We start from the raw sequence: 20,811 nt of genomic DNA, 5'->3' as shown, positions 1-20,811 counted from the left end.
GCTCGCCTGTCGCCCCCCATGTCGGAGTTTTTGCAGTCAGCGACAGAGTTTGGCCTATAGACGTCATGAATCTGATACCTTAACGTCACGCCGGCGTAACAGAAGCACCCTAGGCCGCGCCCTTGTCGTGATCGACAGGCCAGCGACCAAAGAGGTGCCAAACGCTGGTTCGCGATCAACGCGGAGTATGGGGCAAATGCCCCAAGGAATGACACGGGAAGGAAACTTGATGAACATTCGCGCCTTGGCATGGTCCACGACGGCTGTTGCCCTCGTGAGCGGGCCACTCGCCGCTCAGACAGAGATCGAATTCTGGCATGCCTTCACCGGCCGTCTCGGTGAACTGGTTGCCGAACAGGTCGAAACCTTCAACTCCAGCCAGTCGGACTATGTGGTCAACGCGGCACACAAGGGCAACTATTCCGAGACGCTCAATGCCGGGATCGCGGCGTTCCGCGCCGGTGAGCAGCCTGATGTCCTCATGGTCTTCGAGGTTGGCACCGCCACGATGATGTCCGCCGCTGGCGCGACCAAGCCGGTCTATCAGCTGATGGAAGATGCGGGTGCAGAGTTTGACCCCGATGCCTTCATCGGCGCGGTCAAGGGTTACTACACCACGACCGATGGCGAGATGCTGTCGATGCCATTCAATTCCTCGACCCCGGTTCTCTGGGTCAACCGTGACGCGCTTGAGGAGGCCGGGATCGACGCCGACACGGATCTGTCGACATGGAACAAGGTCGACACCGTGCTCGACCAACTGGCTGAGGCGGGGCACGACTGCCCGTTGACGACCGCATGGCAGAGCTGGATTCATCTTGAGAACCTCTCCGCTTATCACAACGTTCCCTTCGCGTCGCAGGAGAACGGATTTGCCGGGCTCGACACCGAACTGATGATCGACGGCGAGGTACAGACCAAGCATGTCGCGCAAATGGGTGAGTGGGCCGAAGAGGGCAAGTTCGTCTATGCCGGACGCCGCAACGAGGGCGGGGCCAACTTCCGCGCCGGTGAATGCGCGCTCTTTACCGAAAGCTCCGCTGGCTATGCCGGCATCAAGTCCGAAGCCGAGTTCGACTTTGACGTACGCCCGCTTCCCTATTGGGAAGGCGTGGAGGGCGCTCCGCAGAATACCATCATCGGCGGCGCATCTCTGTGGGTCATGGCCGGCCAGAGCGACGAGGAATACGAAGGCGTGGCCGCCTTCCTGAATTTCCTCTCCTCGCCCGAGATTCAGGCCAAGTGGCATCAGGACACCGGATATCTTCCGATCACGTCCGCTGCTGGCGATCTGACGCGCGAACAGGGTTTCTATGAAGAGAACCCCGGTACCGATGTAGCCGTGAAACAGATGACCACAAATGAGCCGACGTCGAACTCCAAGGGCCTCCGGCTTGGCTCGTTCGATCAGATTCGCGGGATCATCGACGAAGAACTCGAGGCCGTCTGGGCCGGTGACAAATCCGCCGAAGAGGCGCTGAGCAGCGCGACCGAACGCGGCAACCAGTTGCTGCGCCGTTTCGAGCAAGCCAACCGCTAAGGCAAGCGTGCCCCGGCTTGTCCGGGGCACCACCTCACCATGGAAAAACGCGTCAAGTTCAAAGGCATCCTTTTGCCACTGCTGCTGGTCCTGCCGCAGCTTTTGGTGACGGCTGTCTTTTTCTTTTACCCCGCTGGGCAAGCTATCTGGCAATCGCTCTTCATCCCCGATCCCTTCGGCCTGTCGATGCGCTATGTTGGGCTCGGCAATTTTGAATTCCTCCTGTCGGACCCCTATTATCGCGCATCCTTCGTCACGACGGCGGTCTTTTCGCTGTTGGTCACGCTGGTTTCGATGGGTGTTGCACTTTACCTCGCCGTTCTGGCGGACCGGCTTATCAAAGGCTCGGGCACCTATCGCACGCTGCTCATCTGGCCCTATGCGGTCGCACCAGCGGTTGCGGGTGTTCTTTGGCTCTTCATGTTCAACACGCGAGTGGGCGTGGTCACGTGGTATCTCGGCCTTCTGGGCTATGACTGGAACCATGTTCTGAATGAATCCGAGGCTATGGGTCTCGTGGTCATCGCCTCCGCCTGGGGCCGGATCAGCTACAACTTCCTGTTCTTTCTCGCGGGGCTACAAGCGATCCCCCGCTCGGTGATCGAGGCTGCTGCCATCGATGGCGCGCATTTCTGGACCCGCTTTCGCACCATTGTCTTTCCGCTTCTGTCGCCCACGACATTCTTTTTGCTGGTGGTCAACATCGTCTACGCCTTCTTTGAGACCTTTGGCGTGATCCACACGATCACCTCGGGCGGACCGCAACAGGCGACGACAACCCTTGTGTACAAGGTTTTCGCCGATGGGTTCGTCGGGCAGGATCTTGGGTCCTCCGCCGCGCAATCGGTGATCCTTCTGGTGGTCGTCGGCGCGCTCACGATCGTACAGTTCAAGTTCATCGAACGGAGGGTGCACTATTGACCGCCCCCCAAACCTCCCCCGCGGCGCGACGCCGTCCGCCCCCTGATGGGATGGTGGAACGACGCGGCCGCGCCTATTGGCTGACCCATCTTGGCCTGATCATCGGGGTCGCCTTCATCTTCTTCCCGATCTGGTTGGCCTTTGTCGCCTCCACGGTCAGCCAGCCCGAAATCGTTCGGCCGCCCATGCCGCTGCTGCCCGGGGATCAGTTCTTTGCGAACTACCGCGAGGCGCTCTTTTCCGGGATCAACGCCCCCGTGGCACTCATGCTACTCAATTCCGGCATCATGGCCATTGGCATCGCGGTCGGCAAAATCGTAATCTCGCTGCTATCGGCCTTTGCGATCGTCTACTTCAACTTTCCGCTGCGGCGGCTCTTCTTCTGGCTAATCTTCCTGACGCTCATGCTTCCCGTCGAGGTTCGCATCGTGCCCACCTATGAGGTGGCCGCCAACTTCGGCATGCTCAACAGCTATTCGGGACTGATCTTTCCCCTCATCGCGAGTGCAACCGCTACATTCCTCTTTCGCCAGTTCTTCATGACCGTGCCCGATGAATTGGCCGAGGCTGCTCGTGTGGACGGGGCGAAACCCATGCGGTTCTTCTGGGATATCCTCCTGCCGATGAGCCGGACGAATATTGCCGCGCTCTTTGTCATCCTCTTCATCTATGGCTGGAACCAATATCTTTGGCCCCTGCTCATCACCACCGATCCGTCGATGAACACCATCGTGATGGGCATCAAGCAGATGTTCCCCTCGGGGGACGACACTGCCAACTGGCCCGTCATCATGGCGACCTCCATCCTCGCGATGATCCCGCCCGTGATCGTTGTGATTTCCATGCAGAGACTTTTCATCCGCGGCCTTGTGGACAGCGAGAAATAAATGGCGACCCTGACCCTTGAGAATGTGAAAAAGACCTTCGGCAAGACCGAGGTGATCCACGGCGTGGACATCGACGTGGCGGACGGCGAATTCATCGTGATTGTCGGCCCGTCGGGCTGCGGGAAATCCACGCTCCTGCGGATGGTTGCGGGGCTGGAATCCGTCTCCGAAGGGGAAGTGCGCATCAATGGCGCGCGCGTGAATGAAAAGGAGCCGATGGAGCGCGACATCGCGATGGTGTTCCAGAATTACGCGCTCTATCCTCACATGTCGGTGTTCGACAACATGGCCTATGGGCTGAAGATCGCGAAAACGCCGAAACCCGAAATCGCCGAGCGCGTGGCGCAGGCGGCGAAGATGCTGCAACTGGAACCCTATCTGCAACGGCGACCGCGCGAGTTGTCCGGCGGACAGCGGCAGCGCGTCGCAATGGGCCGGGCCATCGTGCGCAAACCCGCCGTTTTCCTCTTTGATGAGCCTCTGTCGAACCTCGATGCCAAACTTCGCGTTCAAATGCGGCTGGAGATCAAGCAGCTTCAACGCGAACTGGGCGTGACCGCGCTCTATGTGACCCACGATCAGGTAGAGGCCATGACACTGGCCGACCGGATGATCGTGATGAACGGAGGGCGCGCGGATCAGATCGGCGCGCCGCTGGAGGTTTACGCCAATCCCGCCACCGACTTCGTCGCGGGGTTCATCGGCTCCCCTCCGACCAACTTCCTTGAGGCCAGCAGCCTCGGGATCGCGGATGGGCAACAGTCGCGGATAGGGATCCGGCCCGAACACATGATTCTGACGGCGCGCGGCGCTGGCCGTCTCGATGGGCACGTGCTCTATACAGAGGCGCTTGGGGCCGAAACCCTCGTCCATGTCCGTAGCTCAGCGGGTGACACACTCACCATCCGTCAGGATGGTGCCGCCCCAACACCGCCCGAAGGCACCGACATTTCCGTGGCGTGGGATGAAACGCAGCAGATGTTTTTTGATGCGGAGGGGCGCCGGTCCTGAAGAGGGCTTGAAGCCGCCCTTTCCCTGTGGTTACCATTCGCCAAATCCGTTGGGGTGTCCCGAAAGGGGCTGAGAGGCCGAGAGCCAACCCATCGCACCTGATCCGGACAATGCCGGCGTAGGGAACGGACTTCGAAACGCGGCTCTTGATCCGTCCGAGGTCCCCCATGCCGGGAGGAGTGACGACGATGACCGCAACAGCCCTGACCATCGCGGGATCCGACAGCGGCGGCGGTGCCGGCATTCAAGCTGATCTGAAGACCTTCTCGGCGCTTGGTGTCTTTGGCTGTTCAGCCATCACGGCCACTACGGCCCAGAATACGCGCGGTGTCACGCGCGCCGAACCTGTCTCACCCGGCATGACCGCCGCCCAGATCGCCGCCGTCCTGTCGGACATCGACATTCACGCGGTGAAAATCGGCATGCTGGCCAACGCGGAAATCGCAGAGGAAGTCGCCACCGCCCTCGCGGGCTATGATGGCCCGGTGGTGCTTGATCCGGTCATGGTGGCAAAATCTGGCGATGCGCTTCTAGCCGATGACGCCGTCGAGGCGCTTCTGCTTCATCTGTTGCCACGAGCCGATTTGCTCACCCCGAACCTGCCCGAAGCGGCACGCCTTCTTGGCGTTACACCCGCTACGACTCCCGAAGATGTGGAGGCACAGGGGCGCGCGCTTTGCGACCTTGGTGCGAAGGCCGTGTTGATGAAAGGCGGCCACGCCGAAGGCGACACATGCGTCGACCAGCTTGTCTCCAACGACCCCACGGTCACCTTCACCGCCCCGCGGATCGCCACGCGAAATACTCACGGCACGGGATGCACCCTGTCCGCCGCCATCGCGGCGGAACTGGCAAAGGGGGCCTCGCTACCGGGCGCAGTGCGGACTGCGCAGGCATGGTTACATGACGCGATCCGAAACGCCGATAGGCTCGCGATCGGCAGTGGGCACGGACCCGTCCATCATTTCCATGCACTTTGGACATGAGCGAAGCCCTGACCATACTCGGGGCGGGGGTCGCCGGCCTGTGCGTCGCGACCGAACTGGACGCGCGCGGGGTTCCCTTTCGCCTCGTTGACCCTTCACCAAAGCCGGGGCCGCAAGCCTGCTCCTGGTGGGCAGGGGGCATGCTCGCCCCCCATTGCGAAGGCGAGACCGCTGAGGAGCCAGTGGTGCGCCTTGGGCAGGAGGCCGCGGGTTGGTGGGCGCGCCACGGGGTCAGCGTGCACCCCGGCGGTTCAGTTGTCGTCACCCTCGGGCGAGATCGCCGTGAGTTGGATCGTTTCGCGCGCCGCACATCCCATCACGTCGCGTTGGAAAGAGACCAGCTTGCCGCGCTGGAGCCTCTCCTTGCCGAACGGGTCGACGGCGCGCTGCACTTCCCCAGCGAAAGCTTTCTGGCGCCGAGAGATGCACTTGCCACTTTGCATGCCCAACTCGCGGCGCGCGGCATCCATCCGCAGACGGGACCGACCTCGGGCCGTGTGATCGACTGTCGCGGCTTTGCCGCTCGGGATTGTCTGAGCGATTTGCGTGGCGTGCGGGGGGAAATGGTCATTCTTGAGGCTCCCGAAGTCGAGATTTCCCGTCCCGTACGTCTGCTGCATCCCCGGTTCCCTCTTTACATCGTGCCACGCGGGGATGGGATCTACATGCTGGGAGCAACGCAAATAGAAAGCGCGGATCGTGGCCCGGTCACGCTGCGCTCGGCATCCGAATTGCTGAATGCCGCCTACGCCCTGCATCCGGCTTTGGCCGAGGCGCGAATTCTGGAACTGGGGGCCGATGTGCGCCCCGCCTTTCCCGACAACATGCCCCGCATTCGCAGGCGCGGCAAAACTCTCTTCGTCAACGGTCTCTTTCGCCACGGCTTTCTGCTTGCGCCCGCCTTGGCGCGCATGGTCGCGGACTGGATAAGTGACGGCAAAACTCCGGAGGTAATGGATGAAGATCACGGTGAATGGTGAACCCCGCGAGATTTCGACGACCTCGCTCGAAGACGCGCTGAGAGAGTTGGGTTACGGGGAGGCAAAAGTCGCGACGGCCGTGAACGAAGCCTTCGTGGCGGCACCTGCTCGCAGTGGCATGACGCTGGAACCCGGTGACCGGCTCGAAGTCGTCACCCCGCGGCAGGGAGGCTGACATGCCCGTCTTTTATGGCACCGACGTTCCCTCGCGCCTCATGCTCGGCACGGCGCAGTATCCCTCCCCCGCGATATTGGCCGAGGCGTTTCGCCGTTCCGGGGCGGGCATCGCGACGGTTTCGGTCCGGCGAGAGGCGGGCGGAGAGAGCACGGGGGCAGGATTCTGGACGCTCGTGCGGGATCTTGGTGTGCACGTCCTCCCCAATACCGCAGGATGCCATTCCGCGCGGGAGGCCGTGACAACCGCAGAGATGGCCCGCGAACTCTTCGAGACGGACTGGATCAAGCTGGAGGTGATCGGCCATGCGGACACGCTGCAACCCGATCCCTTCGGGCTGGTCGAGGCGGCCGCGGCACTCACCAAGAAAGGGTTCAAGGTCTTTCCCTATACCACGGAAGATCTCGTTCTTGCCGAACGCTTGCTTGATGCCGGGTGCGAGGTTTTGATGCCGTGGGGGGCCCCGATCGGGACCGGGCTGGGCCTGACCAACATCTACGGGCTTCGGACGTTGCGGGCGCAACTGCCGGATGTGCCGATGGTCATCGACGCGGGGCTCGGGCTGCCCAGTCAGGCCGCGCAGGCCATCGAGATGGGGTTTGACGCGGTTCTGCTCAACACGGCCGTTGCCCGCTCCGGTGATCCTGCAGGAATGGCCGAAGGGTTCGCACGGGCCGTGGAGGCGGGTCGGCTCGCCTTTGATGCTGATCCAATGGAGCCCCGTGATATGGCCGCACCCTCCACGCCCATCCTTGGAAAGGCCATCCTGTGACCGATCGCTTCTACCCAATTTTCGATTCCGCAGATTGGCTTAGGCGGTTGTTGCCGCTGGGCATCAAGTTCGTGCAGCTCCGCGTCAAGGATCGCCCCGAAGAGAGCCTTCGTTCCGAAATCCGCGAGGGGCTTGCTCTTGCGCGCGAGCATGGGGCGACGCTCGTTGTCAACGATCATTGGGAACTGGCGATCGAGGAAAAGGCCGATTGGTTGCACCTCGGGCAGGAGGATCTCGACACTGCCGACCTGCCTGCGATCCGGCGCGCCGGGCTAAAACTCGGGATCAGCACGCATGACCATGCCGAACTCGACCGAGCGCTTGCGTTGAAACCCGACTATGTCGCGCTTGGTCCGGTCTACCCGACGATCCTGAAGAAAATGAAATGGCATGAACAAGGACTGGACCGGGTTACGGAATGGAAACGCAAGATCGGCGATCTTCCCCTCGTGGCCATCGGCGGGATGAGTGTCGAGCGGGCGCGGGGCGCCTTCGACGCGGGCGCCGATATCGTGGCCGCGGTAACTGACATCACCCTCAACAGCGCCCCCGAAGATCGGGTAGAGCGCTGGCTGGAAGAAACCCGGTGAACCGATACCTTCGGCAAAATGCCGTGCCCGGCTATGGCGGGGACGTACAGGCCAAGCTGGCCGCCGCGCATGTTGTCGTGATCGGCGCGGGCGGGTTGGCGGCACCTGTTCTGCCCTACCTCGCGGGGGCTGGAATCGGGCATGTGACAATCGTGGACCCTGACCATGTTGAGTTGTCCAACCTGCACCGGCAGGTCCACTTCCGTGAAGAAGACATCGGCCAGCCCAAGGCCAAAGCTGCGGCGCGGCATCTCCTCGCGCTGAACTCAGGCATCCGCATTTCGCCGGTGGTTGCGCGGCTCGATCCTTCCAACGCTGGCGCGTTTATCGGCGGTGCCTCGTTGATCCTCGATTGCGCTGACAGCTTTGCGGCGAGTTACACGCTTTCAGACGCTTGCCATTCTCTTGCGCGCCCCCTGATCAGCGCGTCCGTCATCGGCACCGAGGGCTATGCGGGCGGGTTTTGCGGAGGCTCCCCCAGCCTGCGGGCGGTTTTCCCCGATCTGCCAGATACCTGGGGGACCTGTGCCGAAAGCGGCGTTCTTGGGCCTGTGGTCGGAATGATTGGCGCGCTTCAGGCGCAAATGGCCCTCGCCGCTCTGGCTGGGGCTGCGCCGTCGCCCCTCGGTCAACTCGTCACGCTCGATGCCCGTACCTATCGGTACGGCGGCTTCCGGTTTGACGGCGCGCCAGAGCCGGATACCGCGTTCCGCTTCATTGCGCCCGGCACGTTGCAGGATAGAGACTGGATCATCGATCTGCGCCGCCCCGATGAGGGGCCGCTCGCCGCACCGCGCGCCCGCCGCGCCGGCGTGCAAGAGCTTACCGACATGACCCCACCGGACGGCGCTCGCGCCGTTTTGGCTTGCCGTTCGGGGCTTCGTGCCTGGCAGGCCGCATCACGGCTGGCCGCCCATTGGCACGGCGAAATCGCACTCGTCGCCCTTGGCGACACGACCCATACTGGAGGAGACCCTGAATGAAATACCTGACCATTGTCGCAGCCATGACCCTGGCCGCATCCCCTGTCGCAGCCCAAGACAAGATGACGCTCGTTCTCGACTGGTTCATCAATCCTGACCACGGACCGATCATCATCGCGCAGGAAAACGGCTACTTCGCGGATCAGGGGCTTGAAGTGGATGTCATCGCCCCCGCCGATCCCGCCGATCCGCCCAAGATGGCGGCCGCGGGTCGCGCGGATCTCGCTGTATCTTACCAGCCGCAGCTGCATCTTCAGGTCGCCGAAGGTCTTCCCCTCACGCGGGTGGGCACATTGGTCGCGACGCCGCTCAACTGCTTGTTGACGCTGGCGGACGGGCCGGTGCAATCCATCGCCGACCTCAAAGGTCGCAAGATCGGGTTTTCCGTCGCTGGCGTCGAAGAAGCGCTCCTGACCGCGGTTCTTGCCAAGCACGATGTCGCGCTGGACGACGTCGAGCTTGTCAATGTGAACTGGTCCCTCTCTCCGGCGTTGATGTCTGAGCAGGTTGACGCCGTCATTGGGGCCTTCCGCAACTTCGAACTGAACCAGATGGAAATCGAAGGGATCGAAGGGCGCTGTTTCTATATCGAGGAAGAAGGCGTTCCGGCCTATGACGAATTGATCTATGTCGCGAACCCCGAAACGATGGATCGCGACCAGATCCGGCGTTTCCTCGCCGCGACCGAGCTTGCCACCCAATTCATCGTGAACCACCCGCAGGAAAGCTGGGAGATCTTTGCGGGCACCTCCCTAGAGCTTCAGGATGAGCTGAACGAGAAGGCATGGGCAGATACGATCACGCGTTTTGCCCTGCGGCCCGAAGCGCTGGATGAGGGGCGCTATGCCCGGTTCGAGGCGTTCCTTGTCGAGGCTGGCTTGCTGCAAGAGGCTCGCCCGGTCTCAGAGTTGGCTGTGGATCTGGGTCAGCAATGACCTATGGCACGACATTCTCGGCCCTGCGAAAGGCAGCGGGGCCGATCTGGCAGGACTACACCCACCACAGCTTTGTCGAGCGACTGGGCGATGGCACCCTGCCGCAAGCTGCGTTCCTGCACTACCTCGTTCAGGACTACCTCTTTCTGATCCATTTCTCCCGCGCCTGGTCTCTCGCCGTGGCGAAGGCCGGAACGCTGGATGAGATGCGTTACTGCGCAGGGGTCGTCCATGCCTTGCTGCACGAAGAAATGCAGCTTCACGTAGCCCTGTGCGGCGAGGCGGGGATCAACGCCCGCCAGTTGGAGCAAGCTGAAGAACGTCCGGAAAACCTCGCCTACACCCGCTATGTTCTCGACGCGGGATACTCGGGTGACTTTCTGGACTTGCTCACCGCTCTTGCGCCATGCGTTCTCGGTTATGGTGAAATCGGCAACAGGCTCTCGCACTGCGGGGAAACAACGCCCTATGCCGACTGGATCGCAACCTATGGCGGGGCAGGTTACCAGCACCTCTGCACCGAGGTAGGCGCGCTTCTGGACACGGCAGTCGCGCAGCGGATCGGCGCGGACCTTGCCGCCTCACCCCGTTGGGCGGCACTCAGCAAGCGGTTCACCACGGCGACGCGGCTTGAGGTCGGTTTTTGGGATATGGGGCTTGATCCGTGACCCCCACGCTTTCCCTGAACGGCACCGCGCATATCGGAGCAACGCGTATATTCGGCCCGCTCAGCATGATGGCCCCTGCCGGAGCATGGACCTGCCTGCTCGGACCCTCGGGTGTTGGCAAGTCAACCATCTTGCGGCTGTTTGCCGGTCTGGATGAGGGGATCACCTTTGATGGTGACTATGGCGCCTCGGACGGCGGGCCCCTCATGCCGCGCGTTGCCATGATGGCGCAGGATGATCTTTTGCTGCCGTGGCTTGATGTGATGGGGAATGTCACGCTTGGGGCGCGGATGCGCGGTGAGCGGCCCGATCACACGAGGGCAAGGGACATTCTGGCGCGCGTCGGCCTTGCCGATCACGCGGCCAAACCGCCTTCTGCCTTGTCGGGGGGCCAGAGACAGCGCGCCGCACTCGCTCGCACTCTTATGGAAGACAGGCCCATCGTGTTGCTGGATGAACCTTTCTCCGCGCTCGATGCCCAGACCCGCGCCCGGATGCAGCGGCTTGCCGGGGAGGTGCTCCGCGAGAGGACTGTTTTGCATATCACTCACGATGCTGCCGAAGCGGCCCGCCTCGGCGATCAGATCCTGCTCATGTCCCGCGACCGGATAGACGCTATTGCTCCGCCCGAAGGCACCTCGCCGCGCGCGCCCGATGCCGAAGAGACACTTCGATTTGAGGCACAATTGATGCGCCGCCTCATGGCCGACGCATGAGAACGATCGGCAGAAGCCTCGCCCTTATCGCGTTCTTCCTGCTGCTATGGGAGGGCCTTGTGATCGTAGCTGGGCTGCCCCGGTTCATCTTGCCGCCTCCAAGCCTCGTGGCACAGACACTCTGGTTTAGCCGATCTCTCATCGCCGAGCATGCTCTCATCACCGGCGCAGAAGTGCTGATCGGGCTCGTCCTCGGGGCTGCCCTCGGTTTCTTCTTTGCCATCCTGCTGGCCACATCTCGCACGGCGCGCGCCATCCTGCGGCCCGCGTTGGTTTTCAGCCAGACAGTGCCCGTCTTTGCCCTCGCGCCCATTCTCACACTGTGGCTTGGCTATGGGCTGTGGTCCAAAGTCGCGATGGCGCTGCTCATCATCTTCTTTCCCGTCACATCCGCCTTTTACGACGCGCTCATGCGCACCCCGGAAGGTTGGATCGGACTCGCCCGTGTGATGGGGGCCAACCGCGGCCGCATCCTGTGGCATGTACGCATCCCTGCCGCACTGCCCGGATTTGCCTCCGGCCTGCGACTAGCAACGGTTTATGCTCCGATCGGAGCGATCATCGGGGAGTGGGTCGGCGCGTCGCGAGGGCTTGGCTATCTCATGCTGCTCGCCAACGGGCGCGCCAAGATCGACCTGATGTTTGCAGCGCTTATCGTTCTGGCGATCCTTACCTTGCTGCTTCATGCCGCCGTGGATCGGTTTGGGCGCTGGCTGTCACAGGGACGCATCTGACATCGGCAAATTTCCGCTTCGCTCGGATTCTCAGCCCGGAACACTTGGCGCCGCGCAACGTTCATCCCGTATCAGCAATCAATAGAGTGGAGGCTCTTATGAATTGGGATCAAGTTGAAGGCCGTTGGACTGAATTCAAAGGTCGTGTTCGCGAAGCCTATGGCGAATTGTCCGACGACGAAGTCGAAAAAGCACGCGGCGACCGGGAACAACTGGCCGGTATCGTGCAGGCCAAATACGGCAAGAGCAAAGAAGATGCTCGCAACGAGTTGGACCGGATGATCGCGGAATTGTGATCGGTACGCGGGGTTTTCTCTCGACCTTTGTTTACCTTGGATGGACAATGATACCGAGAGATCCCGTGTAGCCAGAACCACCGTGTTTGTAGCGAGTACGGGAGGGCGGAGACGCCCTCCTTTTTCGTGTGATCTCTACCCCAAGTCATGCTGGTCCGAGCGGTCGCCGCGAACCGTTCGCGGGGCGGCAGAACGGTTCGCGGCAACATCTGGGTCACGGGTCCAGACCAAACCCGATGTAACCGAAGGGAGGCTTCGGTAACCCATGTGGCGATTCTCATCACCCCCGGTTTCCGACCTTTCCGAGAGGTTTGCGGTTCCTGTTCCGCGTCCCGAGTCACCTGGCCGGATAGGAACAGAGAACGGCGAAACGTTATTTAGATCAATATCGTTATTCCGTAGTCCAATAGAGAATGCCTATCAAAGAAGCGTCGCCAACCGGCGGGCCTCGATTAGCAATGCCTGCAGGACGGGGGTATGCGGTTCGCGGTACGGCGCGACCAGCCCCACGGTATGACCGGTGTAGGATTCCATCAGGGGAATGAGTTTGAGCCCGTTCTCCAGAGCAAGGAACCGCGCGATATCCGCCGGCAGGACGGTGACCCACTCCCCCTCCAGAACCGTCGCAACGAGAGCGACCGTGGAGTTCGATTCGATCATCGCTTCGGGCAGTACCCCCGCCCGCTCGAAATTTCGATTGATGATGCGGCGGTTCTGCAGGTCCTTGGTCAGGAGGCACAGACGGCTTCCGAGAAGTTCGTTCCAGCCAACTGACTCTCGCCCGGCAAAGGGTGAATCCTCACGGCAGACGAGCATGTAGCGTTCTCGATAAAGCGGCTCCGTCGTCACTTTTCCCATTGGTTCATTGTCGAGATAGGAGATTCCCGCATCCACTTCGAGGTTGTCGAGCAGCGTCAGGATTTCCCCCGAAGTTCGCGATAAAATGGTAAAACTCACACGTGGATGGGTCTCGCTGAAACGCGCGGCGAGACGTGCGGACCAAGACAGAGCCGTCGGGATTGCCGCGATACGCAATTCACCCGCGAGGCCGTGGCGAGTAAAGCGCATCTCTTCTTTCAACTGCCGCGCGTCACCGACGATGCGGCGTGCCCAGACGAGCGCGCGTTGCCCTTCTGGAGTCAATCCTCCGAAACGCGACCCCCGAAAGATGAGCTTCACGCCAAGCCGGTCTTCGAGTTGCTTGATACCTGCAGAAAGGGAGGGTTGCGTAATCCCCAAGCGGGTAGCCGCGCGCCCAAAATGCTCTTCCTGCGCCACGGCAATGAACATTTCCAGCTTTTCAAGCATGATAGCCTGCCCCAATCGGTTTTAGATAAACCGATTGAGAACAGAAATGATGCCGCTGGTAAATAGTTGGAACGGACAAGCGTTTTTCCACACTCGGTGCAAAGAGAGAACCACACCGATCAGACGTGAAGTGCGCACAGGCCAGCCCGGATACATCAAAAAAACGGCAAGCGCATTTTGCGCCTGCCGCCATCACATGTCCTCTACGCTGAGAAGCGGGTGCAGCCTTACTCGGCCCGGCGACCGACTTCTTTGAACTCCGCATCAAGTTCGATGTCGTATTGCTGTCCGCCTTCACAGATGACGTCGTCGAGGTCATAGCCCCCGTCTTCGGTCATCTCGATATCGTCCGGGTCCATCTGACACTTCATGTCGGCCAAGGTCGTCTCGATCTTGGCAACGGCTTCGGCGGAGACGTCTTCGTGGCTGGCCGCGAAGGCAGGCACTGCGAGCGCGGCGCAAAACAGGGTGGTCGCAAGGGTTTTCATGGGGATCCTCCTCATTGGATGCTGAATACGACTTGTTGGCTTTCTCCGGTCGAGCCGGGAATCCGAAGCACATGACGGCCCGGCTTGATGGCGATGAAGGAAAGCTCTGCTGTGCCCGCGGCATCAAACTCCAGGCTATCGATGGCCATGGGGCGAATCTCGATCTGGTTGATGACAATCTCGTTCATCCAGATCGCCCGAAAGAAATCCGGCCCCGAGACGGCGAGTTCGGCCGACCCGTCGGCGGTGATGTGCAGCTTGTAGTAGGCACCCGACTGCAATGTCTGGTCCTCGCCAAGCGGCTGTCCGGAGGCAAGTGTAAGCTCGATCGTCTCCCCCCGGTTGCAGCTTGCAAGAAGGCCCGCAAACCCCAGATTGTCGCATAGCGGCGCCGCCACTGCCGGTCCCGCAAGAAGCGCCGCGATGGCCGCAAATATCGCTCGTCTCATATCTCTCCCTTTCGCTCGACGGGTCGGTTACTCCCCCGATTTCCGCGTTGCCAGTCTCGTCAACGGGGCCTTGCGGTCAACCGATCCGAACGGCCTAGTCCCCTATAAACCCCTACCATGGTTGTAGAAAATCCGCGCCCTAAGGCGCGGAAGTGACCCGGCGACAAGACCAGGCAAGGAGTAGGCCGAGACATGCGGCAGATGCCGCCGGTCAAACCGGCTCGCCCCAATCGTTAACAGCCGCGCCCCTGCATGACATTCCAAAGATATTGGGAAGAATCGGCAATGGGATCTGCTTGCGGACCCCGCGTCGTTTCGGTCAAGATTGCGGCGGGGAGGACGTGCATGTCCAGAATGTCGCTCAGGGCGCAGGTTATCGCGGGTGTCGCCGCCGTACACGTCGTGGCCTTCGCGATCGGAGGGGCCTTGATCCTCGATAACGCCCGTGAGGCAATCCGCGCCGAGGTGGCCGCCGGGGAAAAAGCTGCCAGAGCCCTCGCCATCGCGACAGTCGGAGCGTTGCGCGCAGCCATGCCCGAAGGGGCCGTTGCCAAGGAACTGGAAAGCAGTATGGCACCGATGCGCCACGTACGCGTCGCGGTCATCACGCAGGAAGGCCTGCTTACCGTTCCGAATGCGGAAACCGGCCCAGTCGCGCCGCAGTGGCTGGTCAATCTGCTCGCACCGCCCCATCGGGAAACGCGGTTGCCCATCATCCCCGGTCGGCCCGCTTTGGGTCAGGTTGTGTTGAGTGCGGCGCCAGAGGATGAAATCGCTGAATTCTGGGCCGATCTGCGTGCTCTTGGGATGGTGCTTCCGATTGGACTGGCCGCATCGCTGCTACTTGTGGGGATCGTGGTCGGTCGCGCGACGAGGCCTTTGAAGCAGCTGGACTTCGGTCTCGCGACGCTCGAACGGGGGGATCACGGGGGCCGGATCGATGCAGCAGCCGTTCGGGAGGTCGCGCCGATCCTCGCGCGGTTCAATGCCCTCGCCTCCCGGCTCTCGGCGGTGGCAACGGAGCGCGACGCGCTGAGCCGGCGTATCGTGGCGGTGTCTGATGCCGAGCGGCGGGCGATTTCAATGGAGTTGCACGATGAGTTCGGCCCCTGCCTCTTCGGGCTGGAAGTAAAGGCGGAAGCGATCCAAAATCGCGCCGGTGATGATCCGCGCCTCGCCGCCGATGCCCGCGCCCTGCTCGACATTACTGCGCAGATCAAAGCCACCAACAGACGTCTTTTGCGCAGCCTACGCCCCACCAGCCTTGGCCAGCTTCCCCTGCCCGACGTGTTGCGCGACATGGTTGAAGAGATCGCCGCACGGCATCAGGACGTTGTCTGGGAGATCGACCTGCCCGCCGACTTGCCCGAAATGGACGAGACGACGGAACTCACCGTATACCGCGTCGTGCAGGAAGCCGTGACCAACGCCCTGCGCCATGCTCGGCCAAGCAGGATCTCTGTCCGGTTGGAGAGCGAAGCACCTCTCCTGCGTATCACCGTGGCGGACGATGGCCCCGGCATCCCGAAGGACCAGGTTGGAGGAACGGGGCTTCGCGCGATGAAAGAGCGGTTGGTCGCGATCGGCGGGCATCTCGATCTCGGGGCGTTCCCGGGAGGCAGGCTCGTGGCGACCATCCCCGCAGCGCAGGCCCTGACAAAGGTCGCAGCCGAATGACCACTGCCCTCGTAATCGACGACCACCCCGTCACCCATATCGGGTGCGAACAACTCCTCCACGACGCAGGGTTCGCCACCGTACTTGGCGCGCGCACCGCTGCCGAGGGGCAAGGCATGGCGGAAAAGCATCGCCCCGACCTCATCATCCTTGATTTGGGTCTACCGGACGCCAGCGGCCTGACCCTCATAGAGCCCTTGCGGCGCGGGGTCTCGGATGCGCGGATACTCGTGTTTTCCATGAACGACCAACTGCCCTTCGTGCAAAACTGTCTCAAGGCGGGCGCGCACGGTTTCGTCTCCAAGAATGACCCTCCGGCGTCCCTTCGTGCCGCGGTAACGGCGCTGATGGCGGGGCGGCCCTATTTGCCACCGGAATTGGCAACGGCGCTTGCACTGCGAAATGCCGGTGGGGCGGCTGATCCACTGTCTACCCTTACGGAGCGTGAGTATCAGGTGGTGCGGCTGTTGGGTGAGGGGCGCGACCTTCAGGGCATCGCTGATGCGCTTCGCGTCAGCTATAAGACCGTGGCAAACGCCAGTTCTTCGGCAAAGCGAAAGCTGGACCTGCGCAACACAGCCGACTTGATCCGCTACGCCATTTCCGAGGGGCTCTGCTAAGCGGCGGGAACCATTCCGACCGGGACGACGTTGCCAACTTGAGCGATTCGAAACCCATGGAGGGGTCAGATGACGACCGAAACAACACGCGAGCCCATCAAGCCGACGCAAGACCGCTATTCGGACATCGCTCAGGAAGCCCGCGCAACAGCGCGTGAGGCCCTGAGCACCGCAGAGCGTTACGCACAGGACCAGGCCGCAGGCGAAGCAGAGCGGGTGGCGAATGCCGCCGACGCCGCCGCGGCAGAGTTTGACGCAGGATCTTTCGAAGCCGCCGCGATTGGCAAGATCGCGGACGAATTCGAAGGTGTCGCCGCACGTATCCGCAGCACCGACCTTGCAACCGCCACTCACGAAGTAACCAACTTTGCGCGCAAGAACCCGGCGCTGTTCCTTGGTGGTGCCGCGCTGCTCGGATTTGCAGCGGCCCGCTTTCTCAAAGCCCGCGAAGATGTCGAACCCGTGACAGCCCCCGCTCCCGCGTGGGACATGAGCGAGCCGCCCGCCTATCACCGCGAGCGTCCCATCGCCGTGGGTGATGAGGAGGTGATGTGATGCAGAACGATCCGCGAAACGCGCCTTCGCTTCTCGTCTCGGCCCTGCGCCATTTCAGCCGTCTGATCCAGAGTGAGATGGAACTGGCGCGCGCTGAGATGTCGGAGAACCTGTCGCGCGCCGGTGCCGGTGTCGGCATGCTTGCCGGGGCCGGGATTCTCGCCCTTGTGGGATTGAACGTGCTGGCCGGTGCGCTCGTTGCCTATATCGCGCAGAACGGCCTGTCGGCCGGGCTTGCCGCCCTCCTCGTTGGCGGCGCGCTCCTGATCGTCGCCCTGATCCTCGCCCTGGTTGGCAAGGGGCGTCTGACTGCCAAGGCAATGACACCGTCGCACACGATGGAAAACCTGCGCCGCGATGCGCAGGAAATTCGGGAGGCGACCCATGTCTGATAAAAGCTCTAGCCGTATCGAAGGCCAGATTGAGACAGAGCGGGAGGAACTGGGCCGCGCCTTGGATGGCCTTTCCGAAGCGCTCTCATCCGACCGGATTGCCGAAACGGTTCATCAGGTCGTCGACAAATATCGGCGCGAGATCGGCGAGACTGCTCTCTCCACCGCGAGCCGCAATCCGGCCGCGCTCGCCTTCCTTGGGGCCGGACTGGCCCTTCTCGTCGCCCCGACACCGAAAAGGAGTCAAGCTGTGACAGATCTTTCCCAGACGGCCTCGCTTCAGGGCCAACCCTCGACCTCGTCCGCAACCTCGGGCCGCAACGCAGAATCCCTGCGCCGTTCCATCGACCGAGGCCTTGAGAAACTCCCTCCCGCCGCACGCCGCCGGATCCTTGCCGCGCGTCAATCGGCTGTTCACGCGCAAGAAGAGCTGGACCGCCGCGGACGCAAGGCGCTCGCCGCATCCCGCGGGGCGATGCAGGATCAACCCCTCGTGGTTGGCGCGGTTGCCTTGGGTCTCGGTGCGCTGATCGGTAGTCTATTGCCGGGCACTCGTCAGGAGAACGCAGCCCTTGGCGCGCGACGCGATGCGCTGCTCCGCCGGGCTGACCTGATGATGCACGAGGAGCTGGAGAAGCTTCAGGCCAAGGGCGAAGACGCCCTGCGCGATGGGCTGGAGCGCAGCCGTGAGGCGATCAACCGTACGGTTTCCTAACCACACGCGCCTATAAAGAGACAAGGGAGGGGCAACGCCCGCATGATGCACATGATACTGAGCGAGCAGGCATCTCGTATCCTGCTGCTCATGATGACAGTCGTCGTCGTCGCTGCGGGCCTCTATTTCGCTCAGCCGGTTCTGGCACCGGCGGTCTTGGGTGTTGTGCTCGGGATCGTCGTCTCCCCTCTTGCGGACAAGCTCACAAAGTACAGAGTGCCCCGGGTCGTTACGGCTGCGGGGCTTCTGCTGCTGACCATCGCCGCAATCTCTTTCCTTCTCGTATCGCTGGAGCCGCTCATCTGGCGTCTCGCAGTGCGCATCCCGGTGATCATGGAAGAGGTACGCGGTTGGATGAATGAGATGGCCGGTATCTTCCGCGGCATCGAAACCATCAGCAGCGAAATCGAAAAAACCGTAGGCGAAGGTGAAGGCGGGGGCGAATCCGCACTTCCCACGGTGATGGATGCGATCTGGATGGCACCGAACTTCGGGGCGCAGGCACTCATATTCGCGGGCACGTTCTTCTTTTTCGTCTTCACCCGGCACGACCTCTACCGCAACGCCGGCTCCCTTCAGCCAACCCTTGCCCGGGCCGACCGCGCTGTTGCCCGGTATTTCGCGGCTGTCATGCTGGTCAATGCAGGGCTTGGTTTTGCAACAGCCACAGCGCTCGGGATCGAGGGGCTGAATGGCAGTATCCTCTGGGGCCTTGCCGCGACGATCCTCAACTTCGTCTTCTATCTCGGTCCGGCGCTCATGGTGGGCGGGCTTTTCATCGCCGGGCTGATCCAGTTCGACGGCGCTATGTCCTTCGTGCCGCCGCTGACATTCCTGCTGTTCAACCTCATAGAGTCGCAGTTCGTCACCCCGACGGTTGTGGGCCAACGTCTCAACATCAACCCGCTGGTGGTGTTCCTGGCGATCGTGTTTGGCCTGTGGATCTGGGGCCCGCTGGGGGCAATCGTTGCCCTGCCCGTGCTCGTCTGGCTCGAAGTCCTGCTGACGCCAGAAGATCAGATCCCGGTCCGCCGGTCGTTCCGTCAAAGGCTGCGCCGTCCGGTCGTCATGTCCGCGACCACCATGCCGCCCCCTTCTGAAACCAAGCTACCTGACTAGGGCCGCTGTTGCTTTTGCGAACCGTTTTCTCCTGCATTCTCGTAGGGGTTGATTTGACGTTAGTTTGCCCCCGCCGCATGGGCTACACCCGATGCAACGCGAATAAGTGCCTCGGATGGCATGATGGGGGGGGCGGTATGGTCAGAAATCTCAGCTTGGCGGCAATCGTCGCGACGGGTCTATCGGGGCAGGTCTCCGCGCAGGATGCACAGATAGAAGCCCCCGCCGAAGGCTTCACCCCCGCCCCACCGCTGAGTTTCGACCGCACCAATGTAAAGGCAGAAGGCGCGCTGACCGCCGGGATCTGGTATTCGCAAGCTGAGCGTTTTTCAGGATCTCTCGGCGTCGAGCAATCCACAGTCTTTGGCACGGATGAGGCTCTGCGGTTATCACTGGACGTCTCGAACTACACGCAAAGCGCGCTTCTGACGCTCACGGACCCTGACTTTTACGAAAGCATCTACTCTCGGCAGCTGTCCTTCTCCGTCTACAACATTCAGCCGAATACCGCCCAGAACGGGGATTACTCCTTCTCCGGCGGTGATGCCCGTATCGCGTTCGGGCGTCCTGTTGGATCCGACCTGACGATCAGCTTCGGGCTGGGTCTTGGGGAGACACGGATCGAAGACAACGACGACCTCCCGCGCTACATTCGGAATTACATCGCGGAGGAGGGAGAGACCGACACCGCGCTATTCGCCTTCCTCAATATGGTGATCGATCGGACCACCCCGGTCGCCTTCCCAATGGAGGGCTACCGCGTTGCTGTCGCGCATGAGGTCGGCTCTTCTGACGGGATCACATATCTGCGCAGCCAGATGAGCGCGCAGGGGTTCAAACCGCTGACCGATGAGGCGGGGCTGCGGGTTCATGGCAGCCTTGCCTCGGGCGGCAGCTTTGGCGGGCGCTATCCGATCTTCCGCAACTTCTTTGCGGGCGGTCCGGGAAGCGTACGCGGCTTTGCTCAGAACACGCTCGGCCCGACATCTCCTATCCCCGATAGCGACGATCTTGCCTTTATGGGGGGCACCTTCCGCGTCACGGGCGGCGCAGAGATCTCAACGCGCCTGCCTTGGAACGAAGACCTCTATGGGTTGGCCTATGTCGACGTCGGCAACGTGTTTTCGGATTTCGAAAGCGCCGAAGCAGACGATCTGCGCAGCGCCGTGGGCATCGGCCTTCGCTGGGACAGCCCGGTCGGACCGATGAACCTCTATCTTTCGCAACCTCTCGACAAGGGAGACACCGCGAAAGTCGAGGAGTTTCAGTTCACCCTCGGCGCAAATTTCTGAAC

General features: G+C 61.9%; 25 protein-coding genes and 1 riboswitch. Of the genes, 22 read left to right on the top strand and 3 right to left on the bottom strand.

What is annotated here, in order from left to right; genetic code table 11:
• Nucleotides 1-229 precede the first annotated feature (229 nt).
• The 15 genes from ugpB to BM234_RS14555 all read left to right on the top strand — a co-directional run bounded on the left by ugpB (nucleotide 230) and on the right by BM234_RS14555 (nucleotide 12,194).
• The gene (gene ugpB / locus BM234_RS14625) at nucleotides 230-1,540 is read left to right on the top strand and encodes a sn-glycerol-3-phosphate ABC transporter substrate-binding protein UgpB (protein ID WP_092066298.1); all 1,311 of its coding nucleotides are present in this window, start codon (nucleotides 230-232) and stop codon (nucleotides 1,538-1,540) included.
• A gap of 39 nt (nucleotides 1,541-1,579) precedes the next feature.
• Entirely contained in the window at nucleotides 1,580-2,461 is an 882-nt protein-coding gene (ugpA, locus tag BM234_RS14620; protein ID WP_092066296.1) for a sn-glycerol-3-phosphate ABC transporter permease UgpA, read from the top strand.
• Nucleotides 2,462-2,511: 50 nt separating this feature from the next.
• Complete coding sequence (ugpE, locus tag BM234_RS14615; RefSeq protein WP_092066689.1) at nucleotides 2,512-3,348, top strand: sn-glycerol-3-phosphate ABC transporter permease UgpE; 837 nt, start codon at nucleotides 2,512-2,514, stop codon at nucleotides 3,346-3,348.
• A complete protein-coding gene (gene ugpC, locus BM234_RS14610; protein WP_092066294.1) occupies nucleotides 3,349-4,359 on the top strand; it encodes a sn-glycerol-3-phosphate ABC transporter ATP-binding protein UgpC in 1,011 nt (336 codons plus the stop codon).
• Nucleotides 4,360-4,399: 40 nt separating this feature from the next.
• Nucleotides 4,400-4,501, top strand: a riboswitch (TPP riboswitch).
• Between the two features lie 46 nt (nucleotides 4,502-4,547).
• Nucleotides 4,548-5,345: a bifunctional hydroxymethylpyrimidine kinase/phosphomethylpyrimidine kinase gene (gene thiD / locus BM234_RS14605; protein ID WP_092066292.1), complete on the top strand. Its 798-nt coding sequence runs from the start codon at nucleotides 4,548-4,550 to the stop codon at nucleotides 5,343-5,345.
• Nucleotides 5,342-6,325 (top strand): FAD-dependent oxidoreductase, encoded by a 984-nt coding sequence (locus BM234_RS14600; protein WP_092066290.1) that lies wholly within the window; start codon nucleotides 5,342-5,344, stop codon nucleotides 6,323-6,325. The genes thiD and BM234_RS14600 overlap by 4 nt, the downstream gene beginning before the upstream one ends.
• Nucleotides 6,303-6,500, top strand: coding sequence for a sulfur carrier protein ThiS (gene thiS, locus BM234_RS14595; protein ID WP_092066288.1), 198 nt, complete (start codon nucleotides 6,303-6,305; stop codon nucleotides 6,498-6,500). The genes BM234_RS14600 and thiS overlap by 23 nt, the downstream gene beginning before the upstream one ends.
• A gap of 1 nt (nucleotide 6,501) precedes the next feature.
• Nucleotides 6,502-7,272 (top strand): thiazole synthase, encoded by a 771-nt coding sequence (locus BM234_RS14590; protein WP_092066286.1) that lies wholly within the window; start codon nucleotides 6,502-6,504, stop codon nucleotides 7,270-7,272.
• Nucleotides 7,269-7,862, top strand: a complete 594-nt coding sequence (locus BM234_RS14585; protein ID WP_092066284.1) for a thiamine phosphate synthase — start codon at nucleotides 7,269-7,271, stop codon at nucleotides 7,860-7,862. Before BM234_RS14590 ends, BM234_RS14585 begins: the two co-directional genes overlap by 4 nt.
• A complete protein-coding gene (locus BM234_RS14580) occupies nucleotides 7,859-8,845 on the top strand; it encodes a HesA/MoeB/ThiF family protein (RefSeq protein ID WP_175501285.1) in 987 nt (328 codons plus the stop codon). Before BM234_RS14585 ends, BM234_RS14580 begins: the two co-directional genes overlap by 4 nt.
• Nucleotides 8,842-9,780: an ABC transporter substrate-binding protein gene (locus tag BM234_RS14575; protein ID WP_092066280.1), complete on the top strand. Its 939-nt coding sequence runs from the start codon at nucleotides 8,842-8,844 to the stop codon at nucleotides 9,778-9,780. Before BM234_RS14580 ends, BM234_RS14575 begins: the two co-directional genes overlap by 4 nt.
• The gene (gene tenA / locus BM234_RS14570; RefSeq protein ID WP_092066278.1) at nucleotides 9,777-10,448 is read left to right on the top strand and encodes a thiaminase II; all 672 of its coding nucleotides are present in this window, start codon (nucleotides 9,777-9,779) and stop codon (nucleotides 10,446-10,448) included. Before BM234_RS14575 ends, tenA begins: the two co-directional genes overlap by 4 nt.
• Nucleotides 10,445-11,164 (top strand): ABC transporter ATP-binding protein, encoded by a 720-nt coding sequence (locus BM234_RS14565; RefSeq protein WP_245752669.1) that lies wholly within the window; start codon nucleotides 10,445-10,447, stop codon nucleotides 11,162-11,164. The genes tenA and BM234_RS14565 overlap by 4 nt, the downstream gene beginning before the upstream one ends.
• On the top strand, nucleotides 11,161-11,898 hold the full coding sequence (locus BM234_RS14560; RefSeq protein WP_092066276.1) for an ABC transporter permease: 738 nt from the start codon (nucleotides 11,161-11,163) through the stop codon (nucleotides 11,896-11,898). The genes BM234_RS14565 and BM234_RS14560 overlap by 4 nt, the downstream gene beginning before the upstream one ends.
• 98 nt (nucleotides 11,899-11,996) lie before the next feature.
• Nucleotides 11,997-12,194 carry a CsbD family protein gene (locus BM234_RS14555; RefSeq protein ID WP_092066274.1) on the top strand — a complete coding sequence of 66 codons (198 nt, stop codon included), beginning with the start codon at nucleotides 11,997-11,999 and terminating at the stop codon, nucleotides 12,192-12,194.
• A 420-nt stretch (nucleotides 12,195-12,614) separates the two neighbouring features.
• Here BM234_RS14555 and BM234_RS14550 read toward each other — a convergent pair whose 3' ends face one another.
• The 3 genes from BM234_RS14550 to BM234_RS14540 all read right to left on the bottom strand — a co-directional run bounded on the left by BM234_RS14550 (nucleotide 12,615) and on the right by BM234_RS14540 (nucleotide 14,439).
• Nucleotides 12,615-13,502, bottom strand: a complete 888-nt coding sequence (locus BM234_RS14550; protein WP_092066272.1) for a LysR family transcriptional regulator — start codon at nucleotides 13,500-13,502, stop codon at nucleotides 12,615-12,617.
• A 227-nt stretch (nucleotides 13,503-13,729) separates the two neighbouring features.
• Nucleotides 13,730-13,990 (bottom strand): PepSY domain-containing protein, encoded by a 261-nt coding sequence (locus tag BM234_RS14545; RefSeq protein ID WP_092066270.1) that lies wholly within the window; start codon nucleotides 13,988-13,990, stop codon nucleotides 13,730-13,732.
• An 11-nt stretch (nucleotides 13,991-14,001) separates the two neighbouring features.
• Entirely contained in the window at nucleotides 14,002-14,439 is a 438-nt protein-coding gene (locus BM234_RS14540) for a cupredoxin domain-containing protein (protein WP_092066268.1), read from the bottom strand.
• Nucleotides 14,440-14,784: 345 nt separating this feature from the next.
• Here BM234_RS14540 and BM234_RS14535 point away from each other — a divergent pair, with 345 nt between their 5' ends.
• The 7 genes from BM234_RS14535 to BM234_RS14505 all read left to right on the top strand — a co-directional run bounded on the left by BM234_RS14535 (nucleotide 14,785) and on the right by BM234_RS14505 (nucleotide 20,809).
• Nucleotides 14,785-16,116, top strand: coding sequence for an ATP-binding protein (locus BM234_RS14535; protein ID WP_175501284.1), 1,332 nt, complete (start codon nucleotides 14,785-14,787; stop codon nucleotides 16,114-16,116).
• The gene (locus BM234_RS14530; protein ID WP_092066264.1) at nucleotides 16,113-16,736 is read left to right on the top strand and encodes a response regulator; all 624 of its coding nucleotides are present in this window, start codon (nucleotides 16,113-16,115) and stop codon (nucleotides 16,734-16,736) included. Before BM234_RS14535 ends, BM234_RS14530 begins: the two co-directional genes overlap by 4 nt.
• A gap of 69 nt (nucleotides 16,737-16,805) precedes the next feature.
• Nucleotides 16,806-17,291: a hypothetical protein gene (locus BM234_RS14525; RefSeq protein WP_092066262.1), complete on the top strand. Its 486-nt coding sequence runs from the start codon at nucleotides 16,806-16,808 to the stop codon at nucleotides 17,289-17,291.
• A complete protein-coding gene (locus BM234_RS14520; protein WP_092066260.1) occupies nucleotides 17,291-17,683 on the top strand; it encodes a phage holin family protein in 393 nt (130 codons plus the stop codon). The genes BM234_RS14525 and BM234_RS14520 overlap by 1 nt, the downstream gene beginning before the upstream one ends.
• Complete coding sequence (locus BM234_RS14515) at nucleotides 17,676-18,398, top strand: hypothetical protein (RefSeq protein WP_092066258.1); 723 nt, start codon at nucleotides 17,676-17,678, stop codon at nucleotides 18,396-18,398. The genes BM234_RS14520 and BM234_RS14515 overlap by 8 nt, the downstream gene beginning before the upstream one ends.
• Before the next feature lie 42 nt (nucleotides 18,399-18,440).
• A complete protein-coding gene (locus tag BM234_RS14510) occupies nucleotides 18,441-19,517 on the top strand; it encodes an AI-2E family transporter (protein WP_092066256.1) in 1,077 nt (358 codons plus the stop codon).
• A gap of 137 nt (nucleotides 19,518-19,654) precedes the next feature.
• Complete coding sequence (locus tag BM234_RS14505) at nucleotides 19,655-20,809, top strand: BamA/OMP85 family outer membrane protein (protein ID WP_175501283.1); 1,155 nt, start codon at nucleotides 19,655-19,657, stop codon at nucleotides 20,807-20,809.
• The last annotated feature ends 2 nt before the right edge of the window (nucleotides 20,810-20,811 follow it).

Origin of the sequence: Poseidonocella pacifica (assembly GCF_900111875.1) — a bacterium.
In the GTDB taxonomy this organism is placed as follows: domain Bacteria; phylum Pseudomonadota; class Alphaproteobacteria; order Rhodobacterales; family Rhodobacteraceae; genus Poseidonocella; species Poseidonocella pacifica.
This window is presented reverse-complemented; position numbering and strand designations above follow the sequence as displayed.